The organism is Photobacterium rosenbergii, from assembly GCF_003026455.1.
In the GTDB taxonomy this organism is placed as follows: domain Bacteria; phylum Pseudomonadota; class Gammaproteobacteria; order Enterobacterales; family Vibrionaceae; genus Photobacterium; species Photobacterium rosenbergii.
In genome coordinates this window covers 153533-175462 of record NZ_PYMB01000008.1, presented here as the reverse complement: position 1 = coordinate 175462, position 21930 = coordinate 153533, and the positions used below count along the sequence as shown (strand labels likewise).

Genomic DNA, 21930 nt, shown 5'->3' with positions numbered 1-21930 from the left:
TTAGCTTACTGGTGCGACTACATTTTAGGGCGGGGTAGCTCCCCAAAAAAGCCCGTATATAAGTGCGCATCTATACCTTGTTTTAGTTTTGTTTCTTTGTTGATTTCCCAAGGGAGTCCATATAAGGGCCCTATCTTCCAAGGGCCCAAAGCTGAAAGCGATTAGTCCGCCCCGAACAGGTCACGGGTGTAAACCTTCTCTTCTACGTCAGCGAGTTCTTCTGCCATACGGTTGGAGACAATCACGTCAGAGATTTGCTTGAACTCTTCAAGGTCCTTGATCACCTTGGACTGGAAGAAGTCATCTTCTTTAAGTACCGGCTCGTAGACAACGACTTGGATACCTTTGGCCTTGATACGCTTCATGATCCCCTGAATAGAGGAAGCGCGGAAGTTATCGGAGCCCGCTTTCATGATAAGACGATAAACACCAACGACTTTCGGGCGCTTGGCGATAATTGAATCTGCAATGAAGTCTTTGCGGGTACGGTTAGCATCAACAATTGCACCGATAATGTTATTCGGTACCGACTGGTAGTTGGCTAACAGTTGTTTGGTGTCTTTCGGCAAGCAGTAACCGCCGTAACCAAAGGACGGGTTGTTGTAATGGTTGCCAATACGAGGGTCGAGACCTACACCTTCAATGATTTGGCGGCTATCCAAACCGTGGGCCTCGGCATAAGAATCCAACTCGTTAAAGTAGGCCACACGCATTGCAAGATAAGTATTAGAGAAAAGTTTAACCGCTTCCGCTTCAGTGGAGTCGGTGAACAGTACCTGAATATCCTCTTTCTCTGCCCCTTGCACCAGAAGGTTAGCAAACACTTCTGCGCGCTCGGATTTTTCACCGACAATGATACGGGACGGGTAAAGGTTATCGTACAAGGCACGACCTTCACGTAAAAACTCAGGCGAGAACAGTAAGTTACCACAGCCCAGTTCTTCCTTGACTCGCTGGGTATACCCCACAGGCACGGTAGACTTAATGATCATTACCGCTTGAGGGTTGATCGCCAAGACATCATTGATCACCGCTTCAACAGAAGAGGTATTGAAGTAGTTGGTGATCGGGTCATAATCGGTTGGGGTCGCGATAATGACGAAATCTGCATTCTGGTATGCCGACTCTTTATCCGTGGTCGCTTTCAAGTTCAGCGTTTTCTCAGACAAGTACTGAGAAATCTCTTTGTCTTCAATTGGAGAAATAGCTTTGTTAATCAAGTCTACTTTGTCTTGAATAATATCCAATGCAACGACTTCATTGTGCTGTGCCAGCAGAACAGCGTTTGACAGGCCTACATATCCAGTGCCCGCTACGGTAATTTTCATTACTCAACCTCAATTTCTAGTGCGAACCAGTAATAGCCTCGAGCCATACTGAATGATTGTCCGCAATATTATGACTCTTCAAATATTTCACTCGCATGGATACTACTCTAGTTATTTCACAGAGCATAGCAGCAACCCTAGCTGATAATATCTAAGATCAAGTAAAAGTGAGATCAATTCAATCTTTACCCTTCAGCGGAAACCAAAACTTCACTGTCCGGCCTTAATTCACGCAATGCATTGGCGAGCCTAGATTGCGCACGGTAATCACCATGAACAATATGAATTTCTTGTGGTCCTTGCTCGATATTAGCAACAAACTTAATCAGGTCATTCTTATCTGCATGAGCCGAATAGCCAGAAAGGTTATGTACCTTCGCTCTCACCTCAATGCACTGATTGTTAATCTTCACCCTCTTTTCACCTACAGCAAGTGAATACCCCAATGTACCTTTGGCCTGATAGCCGACTATCACGATGTCAGTGCGAGGATCTGGTAATAGGGCCTCGAGATAATTCACTATCCGACCTCCACTACACATACCACTAGCAGCAACAATAATGGCAGGCTCGTTGGTTGATTGAAGACGATTTACGATTGATTGGTGCTGCTGGTGGGATTCAATGGTAATACATTGCTCGAATGATAGAGGGTGGCGTCCACAACTCTTGCGGCTCTTTGCCTCTGTGTCCCATAGGCGGTGGAATAAATTATATTGTTCAGTTACCTCACCAGCTAAGGGCGAATCCAGTACAACCGGCAGCTCCAGCCATTTCATCTGTTGTTGATTAACTTGCAATAACGGCATTAAAGAATCTGCAATCAGGATCTCGATATCAAATAGCAACTCTTGAGTACGGCCAACACTGAAAGCAGGGATTAGTATTGCGCCGCCATCTAGCAAAGACCGCTCTATAATCTGCTTTAACATATCAGATCGCTCTGACTGGCATTCATGTACCCTGTTTCCATAGGTGCTTTCGAGCACTAATACATCTGCGCGCTTTGGTGAAATAGGGTCAACCAACAAAGGTGTATTGGAAGGACCAAGATCCCCCGAAAAAACGACCACTCGCTCATCCGGCATGACAATTTCGACAAATGCCGAACCCAATATATGCCCAGCTTGACGGAAATACAGAGTTAGCCTGTCGCCATTCGGCAAGGTAATAGGAGCTTGGCACCCAAAGGGAACCGGGCGGAGAAGGCTTCTTATCAAGGAGAGAAAGGTATTGCGTTGTCTTTCGTTTAAACTCAACTGGATTTTCAGGCTATCTTCGAGCATAAGGGGCAATAAGGCTGCTGTTGCTTCGGTTGCATAGATTAGCCCCCTGAAGCCTGCTGCCAGCAACCAAGGGATCCGCCCAATATGATCTATATGGCAATGGGTTATCACCAAAGCTTGGATATGCGTGACTGGAAACTCGATATCCAATACTTTTGGTGCTTCCTCGCCCTGAAACAAACCGCAGTCAACCAAAATACCATACTGTTGCCACTGCAACTCATGGCAAGAGCCGGTGACACCATTGTAAGCGCCGTGATGTATAACGTTCATTTGCCACACCTTCAAAGTAATTGATAACCATGATGGCAAAAAAAACAATACCCGCATTAATCAACGAAAAACGATTAGTGTGACATCTCAAAAAACAATAAACAAATTCATTATAAATCAGTAAAATCAAGAGGTAAGGAGTCACTAACTTATCAATAATAGAGCTTGCCCATATAAACAGTTACTATTGAGTTACTCTTAAGACTTCTTTAAGCAGCTAATTCTTGTTAAAATTTACTATGACCATTACCTCATAGCACTAGTAGTATCCAATGTTTGCAGACTTCTTTTTCGTCTTTTTCTCATCTCTAACAGCTCTATTTCTCCTACGAAAATTTGCAAAGCGCATTGGCCTCGTTGATAAACCCAATGCAAGAAAGCATCACCAAGGGGCAGTACCACTTGTTGGGGGCATATCTATATGCATCTGCTTAGCTCAATTTTTGTACTACAAGCCTGAAATATTGAATGATTCTGGCCTCTTTGTATTTTGTATAACAACCCTAACGGTCGTTGGAGCACTAGATGATAAGTTTGATGTCGATTTCAAACTGAGAATGCTCCTCCAGGGTGCCTTGTCTATCTGCATGATTTACTTCGCGGGTCTTGAATTACATACCTTGGGTAATTTAATCGGGTTCGGTGACATAGATCTTGGTGTTTTCGGCTACCTGATTACTGTCATTGCAGTAATTGGAGCTATTAACGCATTTAATATGGTTGATGGGATCGACGGGTTACTCGGTGGGTTATCCATCGTTACCTTCTCTTCACTTGCTTTTATATTGAATCATGAAGGTCAAGGGAACTTGGCATACATATTAATGATCATTGTTATAGCAATTCTGCCCTATATCCTACTCAACTTAGGAGCATTTGGGCGAAGAAGAAAAGTATTTATGGGGGATGCTGGAAGTATGCTGATAGGGTTTACTGTGATCTGGATGTTACTATTGGCCAGCCAAAACGGCATTAAATCACCACTTCGCCCTGTAACAGCGTTGTGGTTGATAGCCATTCCACTGATGGATATGGCTGCAATAATGATTAGAAGAATCAGACGTGGTGATTCTCCCTTCAAGCCAGATCGAGAGCACCTGCATCATATTTTTCAAAGGTTAGGTCTAAACTCAGTACAAACTTTGATTGCCATATGTAGCATGGCAACAGCATTTGCATCATTCGGTATTTACGGTGAAATGCACTCGTTACCTGAATACATTATGTTTTGGTTATTCATTGCTACATTCACGATATATTTATCCATATTGCTGAATATATGGAAAGTAACAGCTTTAATAAAAAGGTTCACTGATAAAAACTAACATAAGCACTACTAATCAAAGAAAAACCGAATAGATATGAACTATTCGGTTTTTTTGTTGCAAATATCATAGATTTTCAGATGGTATATGCGAGACCCTATAAATTTCCTCAAACCAATTAACGCAATAACATTGCTCAGCTAATGAATCAATACTTTCACTAGTTATTGAAACAGAATCAATTGTAGAAAAAAATGAATCTGGGGAAAAAACACGACCTGATCGACCAAATAGCGTTAGAGCGTCTTGATTTTGAGTGACTACATTACAGCCACTAGCCAATGCCTCTAAAACACGTTGTGACATACCACTTTGATTTTTCGGTGAAAAATCATATACCAACTTTGATTTTTTATAATAAGATAACAAACGTTGGTGATCGACACGTTCATTTGTAGTGAAAGGTAAATTGAGTTGCTTATTGCTAACAAAACTGATCCGATATTCCTTTGGCTTCAGGCGGTTATAGAAATCCGACAACTCTTTATATCTAGCCTTATCAAAAATAGAAACCGCTGTAAGATCAATATCTCTGTTTACATGTATATTTTTATAAGGTTCAACGAAATGGAAATTAGGCAAAAAGTGCACTCCATCTATTGAATCAGATAACTGAAAACTGAAAACTGCATCAAAATAAGAATGAATATGTTGTAATGAATACCTATTTTCAGCATCCCACTTATATAAAGCCCATTTCTGTGCACTGATTTTATCCTTCAACAGCTCGACACCTAATGTATCAAGTTCATGAGTTCCAACAATTAGTACCAAATCAAATTGGACCGATGATAACTGACTAACAATCTTCTTTATAAAGCTTGTTTGAAATTTTGAACAAAATAATGAATAAAGTTTAGGTGAAAAGGATGACTTGGATAATAACCGGCAAAGTAATCTATAAGAAATGTAAGCGGCTTTCCGCAAAAAAATAGGGTAACATTCAAAAATTTGTCGGTGGGTTATACAGTCAACAATATAACCCGAATCGTTCAACTTAGTTGTTAAACGATCCAAATAGCCGTGAAATTCATAGCCTATGATTAAAATTTTTTTCATTAGAACAATAAGTGTTTATATTCAAAAAGAGAGCCCTTCCAAAAAAGGAGGAACAGATTAAATGACCAACTACAGCTTAGTATAATAAAAAATATAAGCCATGCTTTCTTAAAATCAAACAACTTAAATAAAGCCGTAGCAAAAGAAAGGCTAAAGAAAATTTCAATTAATGCAGAAGTACGTTGGGAAAATAAACCAACATCTATTAATGAGTAAAAAAACAATACCAGCAATATATAATATGTATTCAACCCATAACAGTTATCATCTTTTATAAATAAATGAATTATTAATATGAGAGAAATATATTTAAATAGATATAAATAATAAAATGGCTCAGAATGTTGAAAAGCTTGCACATAAGCAGATAACTTATAATTGATATATTCCGGTAAAAGCCCAAAACTTGAAATATAAGATAGAATGCTTATTAAATTTATACCTAAAACAAAATCAATAATTATATAAAAAACAAGTAAATATAATGCCTTGTTATAGCTAAAATAAGCCGAACAATAAATTAGTAGTATAAAAGGCAGCGAAAAAAAATGACTTATTAAAGATATAACCGAGAAAATCAAATGTAAATGATATTTTTTACATTGAAAGTAATAATAACTTAAAGCAATAGAAACTATTGCAACTCCCCATCTAATTTGAATAAAGAAAATTAAATAGAAAATTGTGCTTAAACAAAACAAATAAGCAAAATGTCCAACACCTTCGTACTTTGAGTAAAAAACATATAAAGCAAAAAGTGAATATAAGGCAAAAATAAAAAAAACACCTGAGCCAAATATTCGAGAAACGAAATAATAAGATGGTTCTACAAATAATTGGTCTAGATATAAGTTAAAGTCTAACTCAAGAGATAAATTAACAAAGTTTATATATTCATTAAAATCAGGATCTGAATTATACTTAACACCAATAAATACTGCACAGAAAAAAGCGAACGATATAAACTGAATGTTTTTTACTATGACCCTATTATCAACCGATGATAATGAGAGTAGTAAAGAAAAAAATGGAATAATTAAATAATTGCTCATTGAGTTAAACTTTAATTAAGGAGTTACTTGACAGATATACTTCTAACTATCTCAATAATTGAATGTAATGAACCTTCAATTTCGTCAAGTTTTTTATCATTAATAGAAGATAGTGATGACTTAATATCTGTAGTCGAGATGTCTTTAGTTCTCTCAATATACATGACTTTACAATGATCATTCAAAAAATCAAACTTACCTTTCCAATCATCACCAATGGCAAATATGTCAGCATTATACTTCTGAATATCACTCACTTTTTGTTCCCAGCAGTTTTCAGGGAAAACATGATCAACATACTTACATGAACTTACTATTTCAGACCTCTCATCATATGAAAAAAATGATTTTTTCCCTTTGGACAAGTTAAATTCATCTGTTGAAACACCTACATATAACTCGTCGCAACAAGATTTCAAACGCTTAAGTAGTCTGACATGGCCAACATGGAATAAGTCAAAAGTACCGTAAGTAATGATAATCAAAGCAACACCTCTTTCGATCTAAATATATTTAAGAGTAATAAACTTCTTATAATACCAGCAATTGCAACTGATATCAGAGTAGCCAAAGCAACTCCATTAACACCAACAAAGTAAAGCAGGGACAAGCTTAATATCAAATTCAGCACAAAAGTGACAAACTCAATCTTAGCGTTCTCTTTTTGTCTATTCGTACAGAGTAAGCAGGCTGGAGTTAAAATAAATAGCGACTGAACAATACCTGCAACACCAAGAATAATAAATGTCGAATAGTAATCATATAAGCTACTATCCCAAAGTCCAATCCAAAAATCAAATGGGATATATACAACTATCGATACAAAAATTGAAAATAAAAAAATCAATAAAGTATATTTATAAATAAGATTTTTAATAGATTTGCGCTCTTTTAACATAACCCTAAGATTTGGAATAAATGAACTATTTACCAACACATTAGCGAAGAGTACTAAACTATTAAATTTTACAGCAAGTGAGTATGCAGCGATTTGCTCCTGACCAAAAACACGGGTAACGATCAACAAATCCGTATTACCTAATAAGTAAAACGATACTGCTCCAAGAAAGTAGCTCCAACTGCCTTTAAAGTAACTGAGCTTATTGTACTTAGATGTCAGTTTTATTTCAAAACTGGAAAGTATGAACGGCAAAGAAATAACTATTGCTGTCAAGTATGACGCAACTAGCAACCATTCAAATTGGTAATGAATAAAGACCTCATCAAAGAAGTAAAAAATTGAAACATAGAATATTAAACATAGTTGAGGTAACACTTGAAAAAGGAGCATACCTTTAACTGGCTGCTTTATAGAGTTAAAGACATTCAAAAACAGACTGTTGTATGTCAGACATGAAACCATGGAAAAAACTGTTAATACAATGATGGACAGATGAATTTCTTGTTCTTTTATGTGGATAATATAAGAAAAAACAACTATCACTAACATCATATACGAAGCAATAATTAATTTATTCTTAAATATTGCTTTTAAGTAACTTACAACATACTCTGCATTCCCAGGTAAATAATAAAGAACTTTACTTGCATTACCATACAAAAATATTAAAGAAGCAAATCCACTATACAAAACAAAAGTAACATACAAACCAAGTTTTTCGACACCAAAAACTCGAGTAATTACTATTGACACTAACATTACAGAACACACAAAGATCACTTTGCATAGTACAATCAGAAAATTATTTAATAATGATTTGTTCATAAAGTTCTTTGTGTTTGTTAGCCATAACTTCAACATTAAATTTTTCATTAATCTTGAAATGAGCTTTACTCGCTAAAGATAAGTACTCACTCTCTTCAAGTTCAACTACTTTATTCAAGGTTTTGCATAACGAATCATAAGAATCCAATTCGAACGAATAACCGATTCTATCACCGTCTAACAATTCTTGGTGAGGTGGAATATCTGATAGTATAACGGGAAGACCTAATGCCATAGCTTCCATAACTGCATTAGGAAGACCTTCAGAAGCGCTAGCCGAAATAAAATAAGCCCCCTCAGATAAATATTTATCTACATCTTCAACATTTCCTAAAAAAAATAGATTCTGATGTTCTAAGTATTTTTGAGATATTTCATTAAAAAGAGGACCAGAACCAGCCAGTGTCAGATTAATTTTAGTCGATGAAAAATTATTGTAGCTAATAATGGATTCACATAAAAACTTAATTCTTTTTCTGTGAGAAATACTTCCAGTATATATAAAAGGAATAGGTTTAATCGTATTATACTCGGTAATAGCTTTCGCTTTTTTATCAACACCATTACAGATCGCATATGTTGATAAATTTTCTCTATCTTTAAATAATTTTTGAACTGATTCAGAAACAGAGATTATTTCATCAAAAACTTTCACTCTATTAATAACAAATTTGGCTAGCAGAGTCCCTTTTATCTTACCAAATTCACCCACATAATTGTTAACTATGTAGCTGTGCATCGTGCATACTTTTTTATAAGTATTTCCTTTTACAAAGCTAAGAAAAACGATACTCCGTAAACAATGAGCGTGCACAACATCAGGGGAAGTACTTGACAAAATATTTGAAATATCTTTAATGTTTTTAAGTAGATTAACTTTAGAAACATTCGCATCGTAGAAATCAACCCCTAAGGATTTTAATGATGCTTTGTACTCACTATCATGTTTGTCAGAATTCAATTCAACAATTGAAACTTTGCTATCTTTAACAATATTAATAGCAACGTTATAAATTATTTTCGTCAAGCCTGACTTTTTCATGCTTGAAACTAGATATACTATATGCACTAAAAGAATCTCCGCACTACTTGATTGTGTATATATTCAGAGCTATTAATATTTTTATCCTGTGAGAATTTTTCAGCCTTTTGTTCCAAGTCATTAAGGGGGTAGTCAGATAGACGTTTCAATAAGTCAATAACTTCGCTCCAATTCTTTGCATATGGTTTAACAGAAATATCAGAATATGAAAAGTAAACACCTCTTGTTTGCTCTTGATACTCTTCCAAATCGAATGGTGCAAATATAATAGGCTTTCTCACCGCCATGAAATCAAAAACAATACTTGAATAGTCGGTAATTAGAGCATCGTATTTAAATACATTTTCATATATATCATCACTTTCATCTAATATAATATTGGACGCACTTTCAATTTCATCTATGACGCATTGGCTTAACTTTTCATTTGGATGCAATCTAATAATAAGTTTAGAATCTAAACGTTTCAAGCTATCATTAATAAAATTTACATCCCAACCGTAGCTTTCAAATTTAAATAGTGGAGAAAACTCATATCCATCTCTAAATGTTGGCATGTATATAAAACATTTTTTTTTGCTGCTTTCTATACTGTCAGGAACACATACTCTTGGAAGGCCTGAACTAATAAACTTTGAGCTTTCATCTCTAAATGCTGAAACCATATAGTCCTTGAAAAAATCATTTGCACATATATAGAGATCAGATTTATCGAAGATTTTTTTCTTTAAGTCAGAAAGCCAATTTCCTTTTGCATCGTACATTATCCTTTTATAAGGAGACCCGTGCCAGAGTTGTACTTTTTTTGCTGTAGATAACTTAATATAAAGCCCAAGAAAATCGCTTAATATAGAATGAGTAAAGAAACAGGCCTCTGCAGTTAACTGATAATATAAGCCTTTCAGGCTTAAGTAGTATAATGTACTAGTATTTTTAACTAAACTCCTATCTTTTACGATCCAGATTAGGTTAACCTCTGGCTCTTTATCACAAAGATACAGGTAAAAATACTTGCTATTATCAGATATCTTTAAACCTTTCCAAGATGAAAATATCCAAGTTGTTTTTTTATTAGGACTAATAATTTTGAGTAAGAATAAAAAAGGCAATATGATTATTGCTCTCAAATACAAAAGGTACATAATCACATTAGCCATTTTTTTCCAACCGTGACTTAACCTTCAATTTTTTCCCAAAGCAATAAATTAGAATACTCTTCACATGCCATAAGAAATGCATACTAAATAACTTTCTATTACTATGCTGCGCTAAATGTAAAGCTTTTATATTAGGGAAATATGTTATTGGCTCATTAATTTCATTTGATCTGTAACAAATGTCAATATCTTCACAATACATAAAAAATCTTTCATTAAATCCTAAAAGGTTTTCAAAATGACTTGCTCTGAAGGCAAGAAACGATCCCGCTATCCAACCTACTTTTTTCGGATTAACAATTTTTCTTTTGTCTATAATAGTTTTGTTTTCCTTGCTTAAATAGGATGATGCAAAATCAAAAAATTGTGGAAAATCCCTAACTGAATTATCATAAACTGTATAGTTTGAATCTTTGTAGAGGTTAATCCCTGCTATTTTTATGTTATCTAGAATCATCAGTTCTATTAATTTACTTATTTGATCATTACCCACTTTTACATCAGGATTAAGACAAATAAAGTGATCAGACTCCTTCATGCCCAAATCACTACGGCAATATTCAAAAATACAATTGTTATTTTCACCAAACCCTAACCCATAACTTTTATCGATTAGCGATATTCCATTTTCCTTACAGTAACTTTCTATATCTTCAGGCTTGTTATTTTTCACAACTACATTAAATTCTTTTGCAAGACATTTTAATGTACCTAGTTTCTTTATTAAGTCTGCATGTCCATGTGAGACAACAGCTATAAAAACACTCATAAAATCAACCTAATTTAACAAGTTGTCTGTTAATAATCATAACTTTCTAAAAATAACAAACACAACACCGGTTACAAACCCAAAGATCATACTTAAAATCAAAATGAATAAACGTTTAGGCTTATCTTTTCCAAATGGGTAACTCGGTTGATCCAGATAATTAAATGATTGTAAGGTCAAATCATTAACAACCGACGAATTCAAATGTTTTAATTGTGTCTTGTAATAATTTATATCACCTGAAAATAAATCATGATTGTCCAAAGACTTTAGAACTTTAAATTTTTCATTTAACGCTTCCGCTCCCAAGGCAATTGAAAAATACTTCTCGCTATCATTTGGTGTAAGTATTGGCTTTTGTATATTTGCAGCTTCTGCAATTTTTATAGCCATCTGAGTTTTTTTCTTCTCTAACTCAATCTTAAATTTTAATTCATCTTCTAGAAGTGATATTTTACTCAATATTAAATCTTTCTTTGCTCCAACTATCGCTTGCAGATTGTTCAATATTTGTGTGACTACTTTTTTGTTTACAAAATTAATATAACTTTCTAGAGCATCTTTCGCGCCATTTTGAGAAGTTAGCTGAATAGATACTATAATATCATCGCTGTACTTTAACTTCTCAAGTTTAATCAATTGAAGTAGTGATGATATAAAGTTGTCTCTAGCATTCTCAGTATCAAATTCTTTGCCATCAAATAAAGATTGAAAATCACTGTTTTCTCTGATGAACTCTTGCTTATTATTATTGCTATCGAAGTTCGATAAGAACATATCAAATATTAATTCATCATCAATTATCGACTCCAACGACTTGTCTACGATCATTTGTCCACTTCTACTTTCTATACTAAAGTAGGGCGACAACGACTTCACATTTGAATAAAGCACCGGATAATCTGAAATCATCGGTTTCGTTATTTTTGCTTTTGATGTCCACCATGGTTGAACACTGAAAGCGACCGTTGCACCAATGATCATGAACGCTATAGTGATCGTTAAAATCAACCATTTTCCTTGCATGAGAATGGAAATGATCCCCTTCAGTTCGTCTTTGCCATTCAATTTCATCCTATGATACCCATTATCAAACTCTTCGCTCATTATCTACTTTGATCCACTATTATCAGATTTTAGTTTTATTGCATCTTTGAAATTTACTGATGAAAAATTATCTTTATCAGATAATATAGGTTCTATCTCAATTGGCCATTCTATTTTTAACTCAGTATCATTCCATTTTATCGAATGCTCTGCTGCTGGATTGTAGTAATCTGTACATTTATACACAAACTCAGCCTCATCACTTGTTACTAAAAAGCCATGAGCAAATCCTTCTGGTACCCAAAGTTGTTTCTTGTTTTCAGCTGAAAGATACACACCTACCCATTGACCAAAAGTCTCAGAGTCTTCACGAAGATCTACTGCAACATCATAGACCTCACCAGAAACAACACGAACTAGCTTACCTTGCGTATTTTCTGTTTGATAATGTAGCCCACGCAAAATGCCTTTCTTCGATTTTGAATGATTATCTTGGACAAAAAAACGAGGTGTTACCAACTCTTCAAATTTCTTTTGCTGCCAAGTTTCCATAAAGAAACCACGTTCATCACCAAAAACTGTTGGCTCAATAATTTTTACATCAGGGATATTAGTATCAATGACTTTCATTTTAACTCTCTTAAAACAGTACCCAACTATAGTTGGGTACTTAAATTTTATTAATTATTGATATGATTTAATGTTTGCTAGAGCTGATTTCCAATCGCTAGCATTGATACCAAATTCGCTCTCAATTTTATCCATAGATAATTTCGAGTTTGCCGGGCGCTTAGCAGGTGTTGGGTATTCAACTGTAGTGATACTGCTTAACTCAGGCAACTTTTCCAGCACACCTTGACATTTAGCTTGTTCGAAAATATAGCTAGCAAACTCGAACCAACTAACACTTGGTGCTCCAGAGTAATGGTAAACGCCCCATTGAACTTCTTCATCTGCTTGAATTTTTTTAGCAATTTTAATAAGGGTAGCGGCAATATCACCGGCATACGTCGGACCACCAAATTGATCGCCTACAATACCCAATCGATCACGTTCACGACCAAGACGAAGCATCGTTTTGACAAAGTTATTACCATGCTCACCAAATACCCATGCCGTGCGTAAAATAATGTGGCGTTCACATGCCTCTGCAACAACTAACTCACCCGCTAGTTTGCTCTGGCCATATACACCTTGCGGATCGGGCTTATCGGTTTCACTATACTCGCCTTCATCGTCGCCAGAAAAAACATAATCTGTTGAGATATGAATCATCGCAGCATTAATTTTTTCTGCTGCACGGGCAAGAAACATAGGGCCATCACGGTTTATCTGATAAGACAAGGAGGTTTCTTCCTCGGCCCGATCAACCGCAGTATGCGCTGCGGCGTTGATAATGATGTCAGGCTGAAAGCTCGAAACCGCTTTTTCAACAGCGCTTTCGTCAGTAATATCTAGCTCATTACGATCAACAGCCATTACTGTTGCTTTATTTGACAGTTGCTCTACCAATAAGCTTCCAACTTGCCCATGACAACCAGTAATTAAAACTTTTAGCATATTCATTTTCATATCATGTAGGCTTAACGTTTTTCGCTAACTAATGACTTTAGGTAACGACCGTATTCGTTTTTCAACATTGGCTGTGCTTTTTCAAGCAATTCTTCATCAGATAACCACCCATTGCGCCAAGCAACTTCTTCAAGGCAAGCAACCTTTAAACCCTGAACGTTTTCAATTGTCTGAACAAAAGAAGATGCTTCATGCAAACTCTCATGCGTTCCAGTATCTAACCAGGCAAAACCTCTACCCAACAGTTCAACATTCAAAGCGCCCTCTTCTAAGTACATCTGATTAATAGATGTGATCTCTAACTCTCCTCGCTCCGAAGGTTTTACCCGTTTTGCAAAATCAACAACACGATTATCGTAAAAATATAATCCAGTTACGGCATAGTTTGACTTCGGCTCAATCGGCTTTTCTTCTATAGAAACAGCCTTCATTTCAGTGTCGAATTCAACAACACCAAAACGTTCGGGATCCTTTACTTGGTAACCAAACACTGTTGCGCCGCTTCCACGTTCAGCAGCGTTACGAAGGGTCCGTGAGAATGATTGCCCATAGAAGATATTATCGCCAAGAATTAAACAACAACTCTCATCACCGATAAACTCTTCCCCAATAATAAAGGCCTGTGCCAAACCATCAGGGCTTGGCTGAATGGCATATTCCAGATTCACACCAAAATCAGAGCCATCGCCAAGTAAGCGCTTGAATGATTCATTGTCTTCAGGGGTCGTGATAATCAGCACATCACGAATACCCGCTAGCATAATGGTTGCAAGCGGGTAATAAATCATTGGTTTATCATAAACAGGAAGCAACTGCTTAGATACACCTCGAGTAATTGGGTACAAGCGAGTTCCAGAACCACCCGCAAGGATTATTCCTTTCATAATGGTTTCCTTAGCCTTGACTACCTAAACGTTCCATACTGTACGAGCCATCAAGTACACGACTCCACCATGACTTATTATTTAAATACCACTCAACAGTTTTCCTAATACCCGTTTCGAATGTTTCTTCCGGTGTCCAATTCAACTCATTAGCAATCTTAGTCGCGTCGATTGCATAACGAACGTCATGACCAGGTCGATCTGTCACAAAAGTAATCAAATCTTCATAGCGCTCTACACCGTTAGGTTTCGCTGGAACCAGTTCTTCGAGTAAGTTACAAATTGTTTTTACGACTTCGATATTGGCTTTTTCATTATGACCACCAATGTTATACGTTTCGCCTACTACACCCTTCGTCACAACTGTGTACAACGCCCGAGCATGATCTTCAACAAACAACCAGTCACGGATCTGCATTCCGTCACCATAAACAGGAAGTGGCTTACCGTCTAAAGCATTAAGGATCATCAAAGGAATCAATTTTTCAGGAAAATGATACGGACCATAGTTGTTTGAGCAGTTGGTTACGACCGTTGGCATGCCGTAAGTACGTAACCAGGCTCGAACTAGGTGGTCACTTGATGCTTTAGAGGCTGAATATGGGCTACTTGGCGCGTACGGGGTTGATTCAGTGAACAGATCATCTGTCCCCTCCAGATCACCGTATACTTCATCAGTAGAGATATGATGGAAACGAAATGATTTTTTTTCGGTTTCTTCTAGTTTATTCCAGTAGCTACGGGCAGCTTCTAATAGGTTATATGTACCGATGATATTAGTTTCGATGAATGCAGCAGGCCCATCAATAGAACGATCAACATGGCTTTCAGCAGCTAAGTGCATAACAGCATCCGGCTTATGTTCCTCAAAAATGAGATCTAAGGCGGCTCTTTCGCAAATATCAACTTGTTCAAAAGCGTAGCGCTCATGGCTTTCAACTGAAGTCAATGACTCTAAATTACCAGCATATGTTAGCTTATCAACATTGATGACAGAGTCTTCTGTATTTTCAATAATATGCCTAATAACAGCTGAGCCGATAAAGCCCGCTCCACCTGTAACTAAAATTTTCATAAACACCTGATTTTATCAATTCACTATCAAATACGATAAGCTGCAACACAGCCCAAAGCCGTCTCATTGGTTTAGCTAACTTGTCCTTTTAACAGCAGCTCTAAAATGCGACAAAAAAGACATGCTACCGCCCTTAGGTAAAGCCCCTACTTGCTATTCAACCATCTCGAATTCAACTAAAAACGATAAATTATATGCTTATCCTATTTTATCAGCAAGGTTGCAGGTGATCTTCTAGGGGCCAAATTTTCGCCATTAAAAGTACATTTCGGAATGCACAAAATCTATTCAATTTTTCACTCTTTTAATGATTATCATTGAAAGAGTTCCGTTAATAGTTATCTATATTTTATATTCGCAATAGGCATACAAATAAATAATATAAACACTTCCTTTAATCATTAGCGTACTATTAATTATGTTGCAGACTATCGCTTATATTTAGCAGCAACTTACCTGTTATCAAAAGTACTATTTAACTGATTTTTTTCGCCCACGCTTTCGCCGAATCATCGATCAGTTCATAGGCAAAATCAAATGCTTCACGGCTCTGGCGATATGGGTCTGGAATATCTTTCTGGCCAATCCACTGACCAAACAGCATGGTTTTGCCGCGCGCTTCCGGGGCGATACCTGTCACCGCTTCGATATGGCCCTTTTCCATCACCAAGATCAAGTCGTACTCTTTGCACAACTCACTGGTAAGTTGCTGGGCAACATGGCCTTCTAGGCTGATACCATGCTCTAGTGCGACTTCTGCTGCAGTTTTGTCTGCGGGCTTTCCTACCAAGGCACCTACACCAGCAGATGCGATATGTTTGTTTGGAAGATGGTGCTTGAGCAAATACTCACCAGATGGAGAGCGGCAGATATTCCCTACACAAACAACCAGGATCTTGTTAAACATATTGTCCTTCACTCTTATATGGAAGCTATCTTCTTGGCCTCGCCGTTAGACATCTTTCCTAAATACACAAAAAATTGAGCTGGCAGTTTACCGGATATAAACCAGCTTTGCAGCCCAAGAAAAAGCCAATAGTACCTTAGACAGGAGGTCAGTCACGTGCTTAGCCATCATTTGAGGTCTTGCTGCATAAGAAATTTTCTAGCCGCTAAAACGAAAAAGGGCGATACCTCATCAGAGGTACCGCCCATTTTAGGTTTTACAGCATAAAAATCAGGCAGCTTTAACCGCTTCAGCGATGTGCTCAGCCCATTGCTGTGCCATCTCTGCAGTTTCCGCTTCTGCCATTACGCGGATAAGTGGTTCAGTGCCAGATTTACGCAGTAAGATACGGCCTTTAGGCGTATCTGTACCCACTTCCATGGCTTTTTCTGCGTCAACCACAGCAGCTTTAACCAGTTCAGATTCCAGAGGCTGGTTTTCACCACCGAAACGCACGTTAATCAAGATTTGAGGCATCATCGGCATATCAGCAACCAAAGTGTCCAAGCTCTTACCGCTTCGTGATACCACTGCCAGCACCTGAAGGGCTGCAACAATAGCATCTCCTGTAGTTACCAGGTTACGGCAAATCACGTGGCCCGAGTTTTCACCGCCAAGCCACCAATTACGCTCAAGAAGTTGCTCCATCACGTAACGGTCACCAACATTGGCGCGAACAAATGGGATACCCAATTTACCCAAAGCAACTTCTAGGCCCATGTTTGACATCAGGGTACCTACAACACCACCTTTTAGCTGGCCGTCAATCAGTGCCTGCTTCGCCAGTACAAATAGGATCTGGTCACCGTCAATCACGTTTCCTTGGCTGTCGACCATCATAATACGGTCACTATCGCCGTCTAGGGCAATACCCATATCAGCCTTGTGCTCGACGACCGCTTCTTGAAGCATACCCATAGATGTCGCGCCGCACTTTTCGTTAATGTTGAGGCCGTTTGGTTTATCACCAATGGCAATTACCTCAGCACCCAACTCGCTAAATACCGCAGGGGCAATGTGGTAAGCCGCACCGTTAGCGCAATCTACTACCAGCTTCATGCCCGCAAGGGACAAAGACGATGGGAAAGTCCCTTTACAAAACTCAATGTAACGGCCAGCCGCATCGTCCATTCGCTTAGCTTTACCCAGCAAATCAGATGATACGCACTGGATATCTTTGTCTAGCTCTGCTTCGATAGCAAACTCAACTTCATCCGGCAGTTTCTCACCGCTTTCAGAGAAGAACTTGATACCGTTATCGTAATATGGGTTATGGGATGCACTGATCACGATACCCGCTTCTGCACGAAAAGTTTTCGTCAGATAAGCGACGGCCGGTGTCGGGATCGGACCGGTCAGAATTGCATTGATACCCGCCGCTGAAAGACCTGCTTCCAACGCCGACTCCAGCATGTAACCTGAAATACGAGTATCTTTACCGATAATTACTTTTTTAGTTCCAAGCCGTGACAATACACGCCCTGCCGCCCAGCCAAGTTTTAATGCAAAATCAGGGGTAATTGGGTACTCACCCACTTTGCCACGCACGCCATCGGTGCCGAAATATTTTCTAGTCATATTGTTACGTATTGTGTGAAGTTTTAAAAAGATGAAGAAGATCCTGGATCCTAGTTCCTAGAGTAAAAAATCAGGTGCGAGTTCCTGGTTCCTAGAACCTAGAAGTAGCAAAAGACAAGAGAATACCTTAGAGGAATAACATCAGGAACTAGTTCTTAACTCCTTGAACCTAGGTGATAAAAACGCTTTCAAGTTAATGGTGCCTAGAAGATAGTAGGTAAGCTTATGGACTTTACTTGGCAATTTATAAGAAATGACAAGCTGCAATTAGCTTCTTCCTGCTCTTTTTAAGACCTATTATCCAGTTCTTTTTGCTTTATGCTTTGTGCTTTGTGCTTTCCATCTAGGATCTAGCCTCTAGAATCTTCAGTTCAAGGTTCTAGAAACTGATTTTTACCGGCCTTTTCCAACCTTCGATTGTCTTTGCAGCGACACGGGTGATGACCAGTTCACCTTCACCGACGTTACGGGAGATGGTTGAACCGGCGCCGATTGTTGCACCTTTGGCGATAGAGACAGGGGCGATAAGCTGGGTATCTGAACCAACGAATACATCATCAGCAATTTCGGTTTTGAATTTGTTCGCGCCGTCGAAGTTGCAGGTAATGGTGCCCGCACCAATGTTTACCCGCTCACCAATTTCAGAATCACCAAGGTAGGTTAGGTGGTTAGCTTTAGATCCTGAGCCAAGGCGGGTATTTTTGGTTTCAACAAAATTACCTACATGCGAATTATCCAACAGTTCTGTGTCAGGGCGTAGGCGGCTGAATGGACCGACTGTGCAATCGGCACCAACCAGCGCGCGTTCAATCACACTGTATGGGCGAATAAGCGTGTTATCGGCGATAACGCAATCTTTCAATACTGAACCAGCACCAATGGTGACATTATCACCCAAGGTTACCTTGCCTTCGATAATTACGTTGACATCAATTTCAACATCCTTGCCGCACTGTAACTCACCACGAAGATCAAAACGGGCAGGGTCGCGTAGCATCACCCCACTTTCAAGTAACTTCTCAGCTTGAAGAGCTTGGTATGCACGCTCTAGCCTTGCAAGTTGAACGCGGTTATTCACCCCTTCTACTTCAATCGCTCTCTCAGGGTGAACCGCTTCAATCGCACGGCCTTCATTATGGGCAATTTCGATGATATCGGTAAGGTAATACTCACCTTGAGCATTTTCGTTGTTAAGCAGCCCCAACCAGCGCTTCAAATCGCCACCGCTGGCAACCATCACACCGGTATTAACCTCTTTCACCAGCTTCTGTTCTTCCGAGGCATCTTTCTGCTCAACAATCGCCACTACCGGACCATTCTTGCGAATGATGCGGCCGTAACCCGTTGGATCATCGAGAATGACAGTAAGAAGCGCAATACCACCAGAAGGCTGCGCTTCAAGCAAATTAGAGATTGTTTGTTGGCTGATCAACGGGACATCACCATAAGTGATCAACACTTTCTCGTCATCAGCAAATTGTGAGGCAGCTTGTGCTACCGCATGGCCGGTTCCCAACTGCTCAGCTTGAAGAACCCAATTGACAGTCTCGCTAGCCAGCACAGATTGCATTTGCTCGCCGCCATGACCATAAACCAAATGAATATGGTTAGAGTTCAATGCTTGGCATGTATCAATAACATGCTTGACCATCGGCTTGCCTGCCATAGTGTGAAGGACTTTAGGCAAGTTCGAGTACATGCGTGTCCCCTTGCCAGCAGCAAGAATCACGGTACTAAAGTTCATATTGTTACCTAGGATTGATTTATTAGAAACCTGATGAAAAAAGCCCATCACATAGTGATGGGCAAAAAGGTGGGTATTTAGAACAAATATGCAGACTAAGCGATCTCTGTGTTTGACTGCTCTTTTGATGAAGCCATTTCAAAAACATTATCTGTTAGAGCTTCATCATGTTTCGCATGCCATACCAAATCGCTGATGCCGTCTGTCGGGTCAAACCCTGTCGGCGCTTCCAGAAGCAATGATCGGATACGATGATGCTCAAAATTATGACAAGCTTCGTCAAGCTGATTCAAAATCACTGATAGCTCATCCCAAGTTAAGCTGATTTCTTGCGCCGTCATAATACGCTCGTGAGAGGTTTTACTGACGTTGTCACCAATCAACAACTCTTCATACAGCTTCTCGCCAGGGCGCAGGCCTGTATAGTGAATTTCAATATCACCATGAGGGTTGGCGTCGGTTTTCACTTCCAAACCAGAGAGCTTGATCAAGTTCTCTGCCAGATCTGAAATGCGGACAGACTCGCCCATATCCAATACGAAAACATCACCGCCTTTCCCCATCGCGCCAGCTTGTATGACCAATTGCGCCGCTTCAGGAATGGTCATAAAGAAACGAGTAATATCTTTATGGGTAACGGTTACAGGGCCACCGTTTATAATTTGCTTTTTAAACAATGGAATAACCGAACCAGAAGAGCCCAATACATTACCGAAGCGAACCATGCAGAAACGCGTATTGGTGTTCTGTTTAGCCAATGCCTGCAGTACCAACTCTGCCATACGCTTTGTGGTACCCATGACATTGGTAGGACGAACCGCTTTGTCGGTTGAAATCAATACAAAGGTTTCAACATTGGCTTTTACCGCAGCCTGTGCAGTATACAAGGTACCAAACACATTGTTACGCACCCCTTCAACCACATTGTACTCAACCAAGGGTACATGCTTGTAAGCCGCAGCATGGTACAAGGTTTGTACTTTGAATGCTGACATTACCGCTTGCAGGCGGTTTACTCGCTGCACCGAACCTAGCAACGGAATGACTTCCACATCCAAGTGATGCTCTTGAACCACAGATTGCAACTCTTTATCAATGGCATACAAGCCATATTCAGACAACTCAAACAGAATCAGCTTGGTTGGACGCTGCATGATGATTTGCCGACACAGTTCAGAGCCAATAGAGCCACCTCCGCCAGTCACCATCACCACTTTACCAGTGATGTCAGCCCCCATAAGTTCCTGACGGGGTGCAACAGGATCTCGGCCTAGCAAATCTTCAATGGGCACATCACGTAGTTCATCGATTTTGGCATCACCGTTAACGATATCTTCCATGCTTGGAACTGTCAGCACTTCTACAGTTAGACTCGCAAGCTTGTCCAAAATCGCTTTACGCTCTGAACGGCTAGCTCGTGGCAACGCAAGCAATACCTTTTCACACTTCAAGCTATGAATAAGGTAGTCAATCTTATTGGTTGGCAGTACCTTCAAGCCAAGAATATAGGTACCAACAAGGCTGCGATCCTGATCGACAAACCCGACCGGCATATAATCTTGGCTCTGACGAAGGGCAATACACAATTGACGTCCTGTAGAGCCGGCACCGTAGATCAAAACACGCTTCTTGCTGCCTGACTTTTTAGTGAACACCAGTGTACGCATCACTAAGCGTGAACCACCGGCAAGCAAGGCTAAAAAAGCACCATATATAACCGGAACTGTACGAGGAATAACTGCATCATCCAAATAAAAACCAGAGACGGACAAAGCTACCGCAGATATCAAGGCACCAGTGCTTACAACTAATAGCGCATGAAAACTTAAGTACCGTAAAATAGCACGGTATAGTCCAAGCTTAACGAAAGTAGCGATAGTTACTACAGTCAATATGACATAGGTCTGCCAAAGCTCAATTTCTGCGATATATTCAAAGTGACCAAAACGAACACCAAAAGCACCCCAGAATGCGATAAAGATAAACATACTGTCTATCAGCATGCTGATGACTCGCTTTTTAGCTCTCGAAAAGCCTAAAAATTCATCAGAGTATTTCATAACCCAC

The 21930-nt window shown here is 38.9% G+C and carries 19 protein-coding genes; 1 reads left to right on the top strand and 18 read right to left on the bottom strand.

Annotation, left to right across the window (positions count from 1 at the left end; translation table 11 throughout):
* Positions 1–161: 161 nt before the first annotated feature.
* Together C9J01_RS17365 and C9J01_RS17360 are read right to left on the bottom strand one after the other, a co-directional pair.
* The gene (locus C9J01_RS17365; RefSeq protein ID WP_107299391.1) at positions 162–1328 is read right to left on the bottom strand and encodes a nucleotide sugar dehydrogenase; all 1167 of its coding nucleotides are present in this window, start codon (positions 1326–1328) and stop codon (positions 162–164) included.
* Positions 1329–1513: 185 nt separating this feature from the next.
* The gene (locus C9J01_RS17360; RefSeq protein WP_107299390.1) at positions 1514–2887 is read right to left on the bottom strand and encodes an MBL fold metallo-hydrolase RNA specificity domain-containing protein; all 1374 of its coding nucleotides are present in this window, start codon (positions 2885–2887) and stop codon (positions 1514–1516) included.
* Positions 2888–3159: 272 nt separating this feature from the next.
* On the opposite strand from C9J01_RS17360, the gene wecA reads away from it, so the two are divergent.
* Positions 3160–4212 carry a UDP-N-acetylglucosamine--undecaprenyl-phosphate N-acetylglucosaminephosphotransferase gene (gene wecA / locus C9J01_RS17355; protein ID WP_107299389.1) on the top strand — a complete coding sequence of 351 codons (1053 nt, stop codon included), beginning with the start codon at positions 3160–3162 and terminating at the stop codon, positions 4210–4212.
* A gap of 66 nt (positions 4213–4278) precedes the next feature.
* On the opposite strand, the gene C9J01_RS17350 is transcribed toward wecA, so the two are convergent.
* The 16 genes from C9J01_RS17350 to C9J01_RS17275 form a co-directional block, all read right to left on the bottom strand.
* On the bottom strand, positions 4279–5271 hold the full coding sequence (locus C9J01_RS17350) for a WaaS/CpsH family glycosyltransferase (protein WP_107299388.1): 993 nt from the start codon (positions 5269–5271) through the stop codon (positions 4279–4281).
* Entirely contained in the window at positions 5271–6323 is a 1053-nt protein-coding gene (locus C9J01_RS17345) for an EpsG family protein (RefSeq protein WP_107299387.1), read from the bottom strand. Before C9J01_RS17345 ends, C9J01_RS17350 begins: the two co-directional genes overlap by 1 nt.
* A 23-nt stretch (positions 6324–6346) precedes the next feature.
* Positions 6347–6808, bottom strand: coding sequence for a glycerol-3-phosphate cytidylyltransferase (tagD, locus tag C9J01_RS17340; protein ID WP_107299386.1), 462 nt, complete (start codon positions 6806–6808; stop codon positions 6347–6349).
* Positions 6805–8049 carry an MATE family efflux transporter gene (locus tag C9J01_RS17335; protein ID WP_158264554.1) on the bottom strand — a complete coding sequence of 415 codons (1245 nt, stop codon included), beginning with the start codon at positions 8047–8049 and terminating at the stop codon, positions 6805–6807. The genes tagD and C9J01_RS17335 overlap by 4 nt, the downstream gene beginning before the upstream one ends.
* A complete protein-coding gene (locus tag C9J01_RS17330; protein ID WP_146157090.1) occupies positions 8027–9091 on the bottom strand; it encodes a glycosyltransferase family 4 protein in 1065 nt (354 codons plus the stop codon). The genes C9J01_RS17335 and C9J01_RS17330 overlap by 23 nt, the downstream gene beginning before the upstream one ends.
* Before the next feature lie 26 nt (positions 9092–9117).
* Entirely contained in the window at positions 9118–10248 is a 1131-nt protein-coding gene (locus C9J01_RS17325; RefSeq protein WP_107299383.1) for a CDP-glycerol glycerophosphotransferase family protein, read from the bottom strand.
* On the bottom strand, positions 10241–11017 hold the full coding sequence (locus tag C9J01_RS17320) for a glycosyltransferase family protein (RefSeq protein WP_107299382.1): 777 nt from the start codon (positions 11015–11017) through the stop codon (positions 10241–10243). Before C9J01_RS17320 ends, C9J01_RS17325 begins: the two co-directional genes overlap by 8 nt.
* A 36-nt stretch (positions 11018–11053) precedes the next feature.
* A complete protein-coding gene (locus C9J01_RS17315; RefSeq protein WP_107299381.1) occupies positions 11054–12124 on the bottom strand; it encodes a Wzz/FepE/Etk N-terminal domain-containing protein in 1071 nt (356 codons plus the stop codon).
* A 3-nt stretch (positions 12125–12127) separates the two neighbouring features.
* The gene (gene rfbC / locus C9J01_RS17310; protein WP_107299380.1) at positions 12128–12694 is read right to left on the bottom strand and encodes a dTDP-4-dehydrorhamnose 3,5-epimerase; all 567 of its coding nucleotides are present in this window, start codon (positions 12692–12694) and stop codon (positions 12128–12130) included.
* A gap of 54 nt (positions 12695–12748) precedes the next feature.
* On the bottom strand, positions 12749–13636 hold the full coding sequence (gene rfbD / locus C9J01_RS17305; RefSeq protein WP_237156999.1) for a dTDP-4-dehydrorhamnose reductase: 888 nt from the start codon (positions 13634–13636) through the stop codon (positions 12749–12751).
* An 11-nt stretch (positions 13637–13647) separates the two neighbouring features.
* A complete protein-coding gene (gene rfbA, locus C9J01_RS17300) occupies positions 13648–14520 on the bottom strand; it encodes a glucose-1-phosphate thymidylyltransferase RfbA (RefSeq protein WP_107299378.1) in 873 nt (290 codons plus the stop codon).
* A gap of 10 nt (positions 14521–14530) precedes the next feature.
* Entirely contained in the window at positions 14531–15595 is a 1065-nt protein-coding gene (gene rfbB, locus C9J01_RS17295; protein ID WP_107299377.1) for a dTDP-glucose 4,6-dehydratase, read from the bottom strand.
* 475 nt (positions 15596–16070) lie between these two features.
* On the bottom strand, positions 16071–16502 hold the full coding sequence (locus tag C9J01_RS17290; RefSeq protein ID WP_107299376.1) for an arsenate reductase/protein-tyrosine-phosphatase family protein: 432 nt from the start codon (positions 16500–16502) through the stop codon (positions 16071–16073).
* A 270-nt stretch (positions 16503–16772) separates the two neighbouring features.
* The gene (gene glmM / locus C9J01_RS17285; protein WP_107299375.1) at positions 16773–18119 is read right to left on the bottom strand and encodes a phosphoglucosamine mutase; all 1347 of its coding nucleotides are present in this window, start codon (positions 18117–18119) and stop codon (positions 16773–16775) included.
* Between the two features lie 379 nt (positions 18120–18498).
* Complete coding sequence (gene glmU / locus C9J01_RS17280) at positions 18499–19863, bottom strand: bifunctional UDP-N-acetylglucosamine diphosphorylase/glucosamine-1-phosphate N-acetyltransferase GlmU (protein ID WP_107299374.1); 1365 nt, start codon at positions 19861–19863, stop codon at positions 18499–18501.
* Between the two features lie 95 nt (positions 19864–19958).
* On the bottom strand, positions 19959–21923 hold the full coding sequence (locus tag C9J01_RS17275) for a polysaccharide biosynthesis protein (protein ID WP_107299373.1): 1965 nt from the start codon (positions 21921–21923) through the stop codon (positions 19959–19961).
* Positions 21924–21930: the final 7 nt, after the last annotated feature.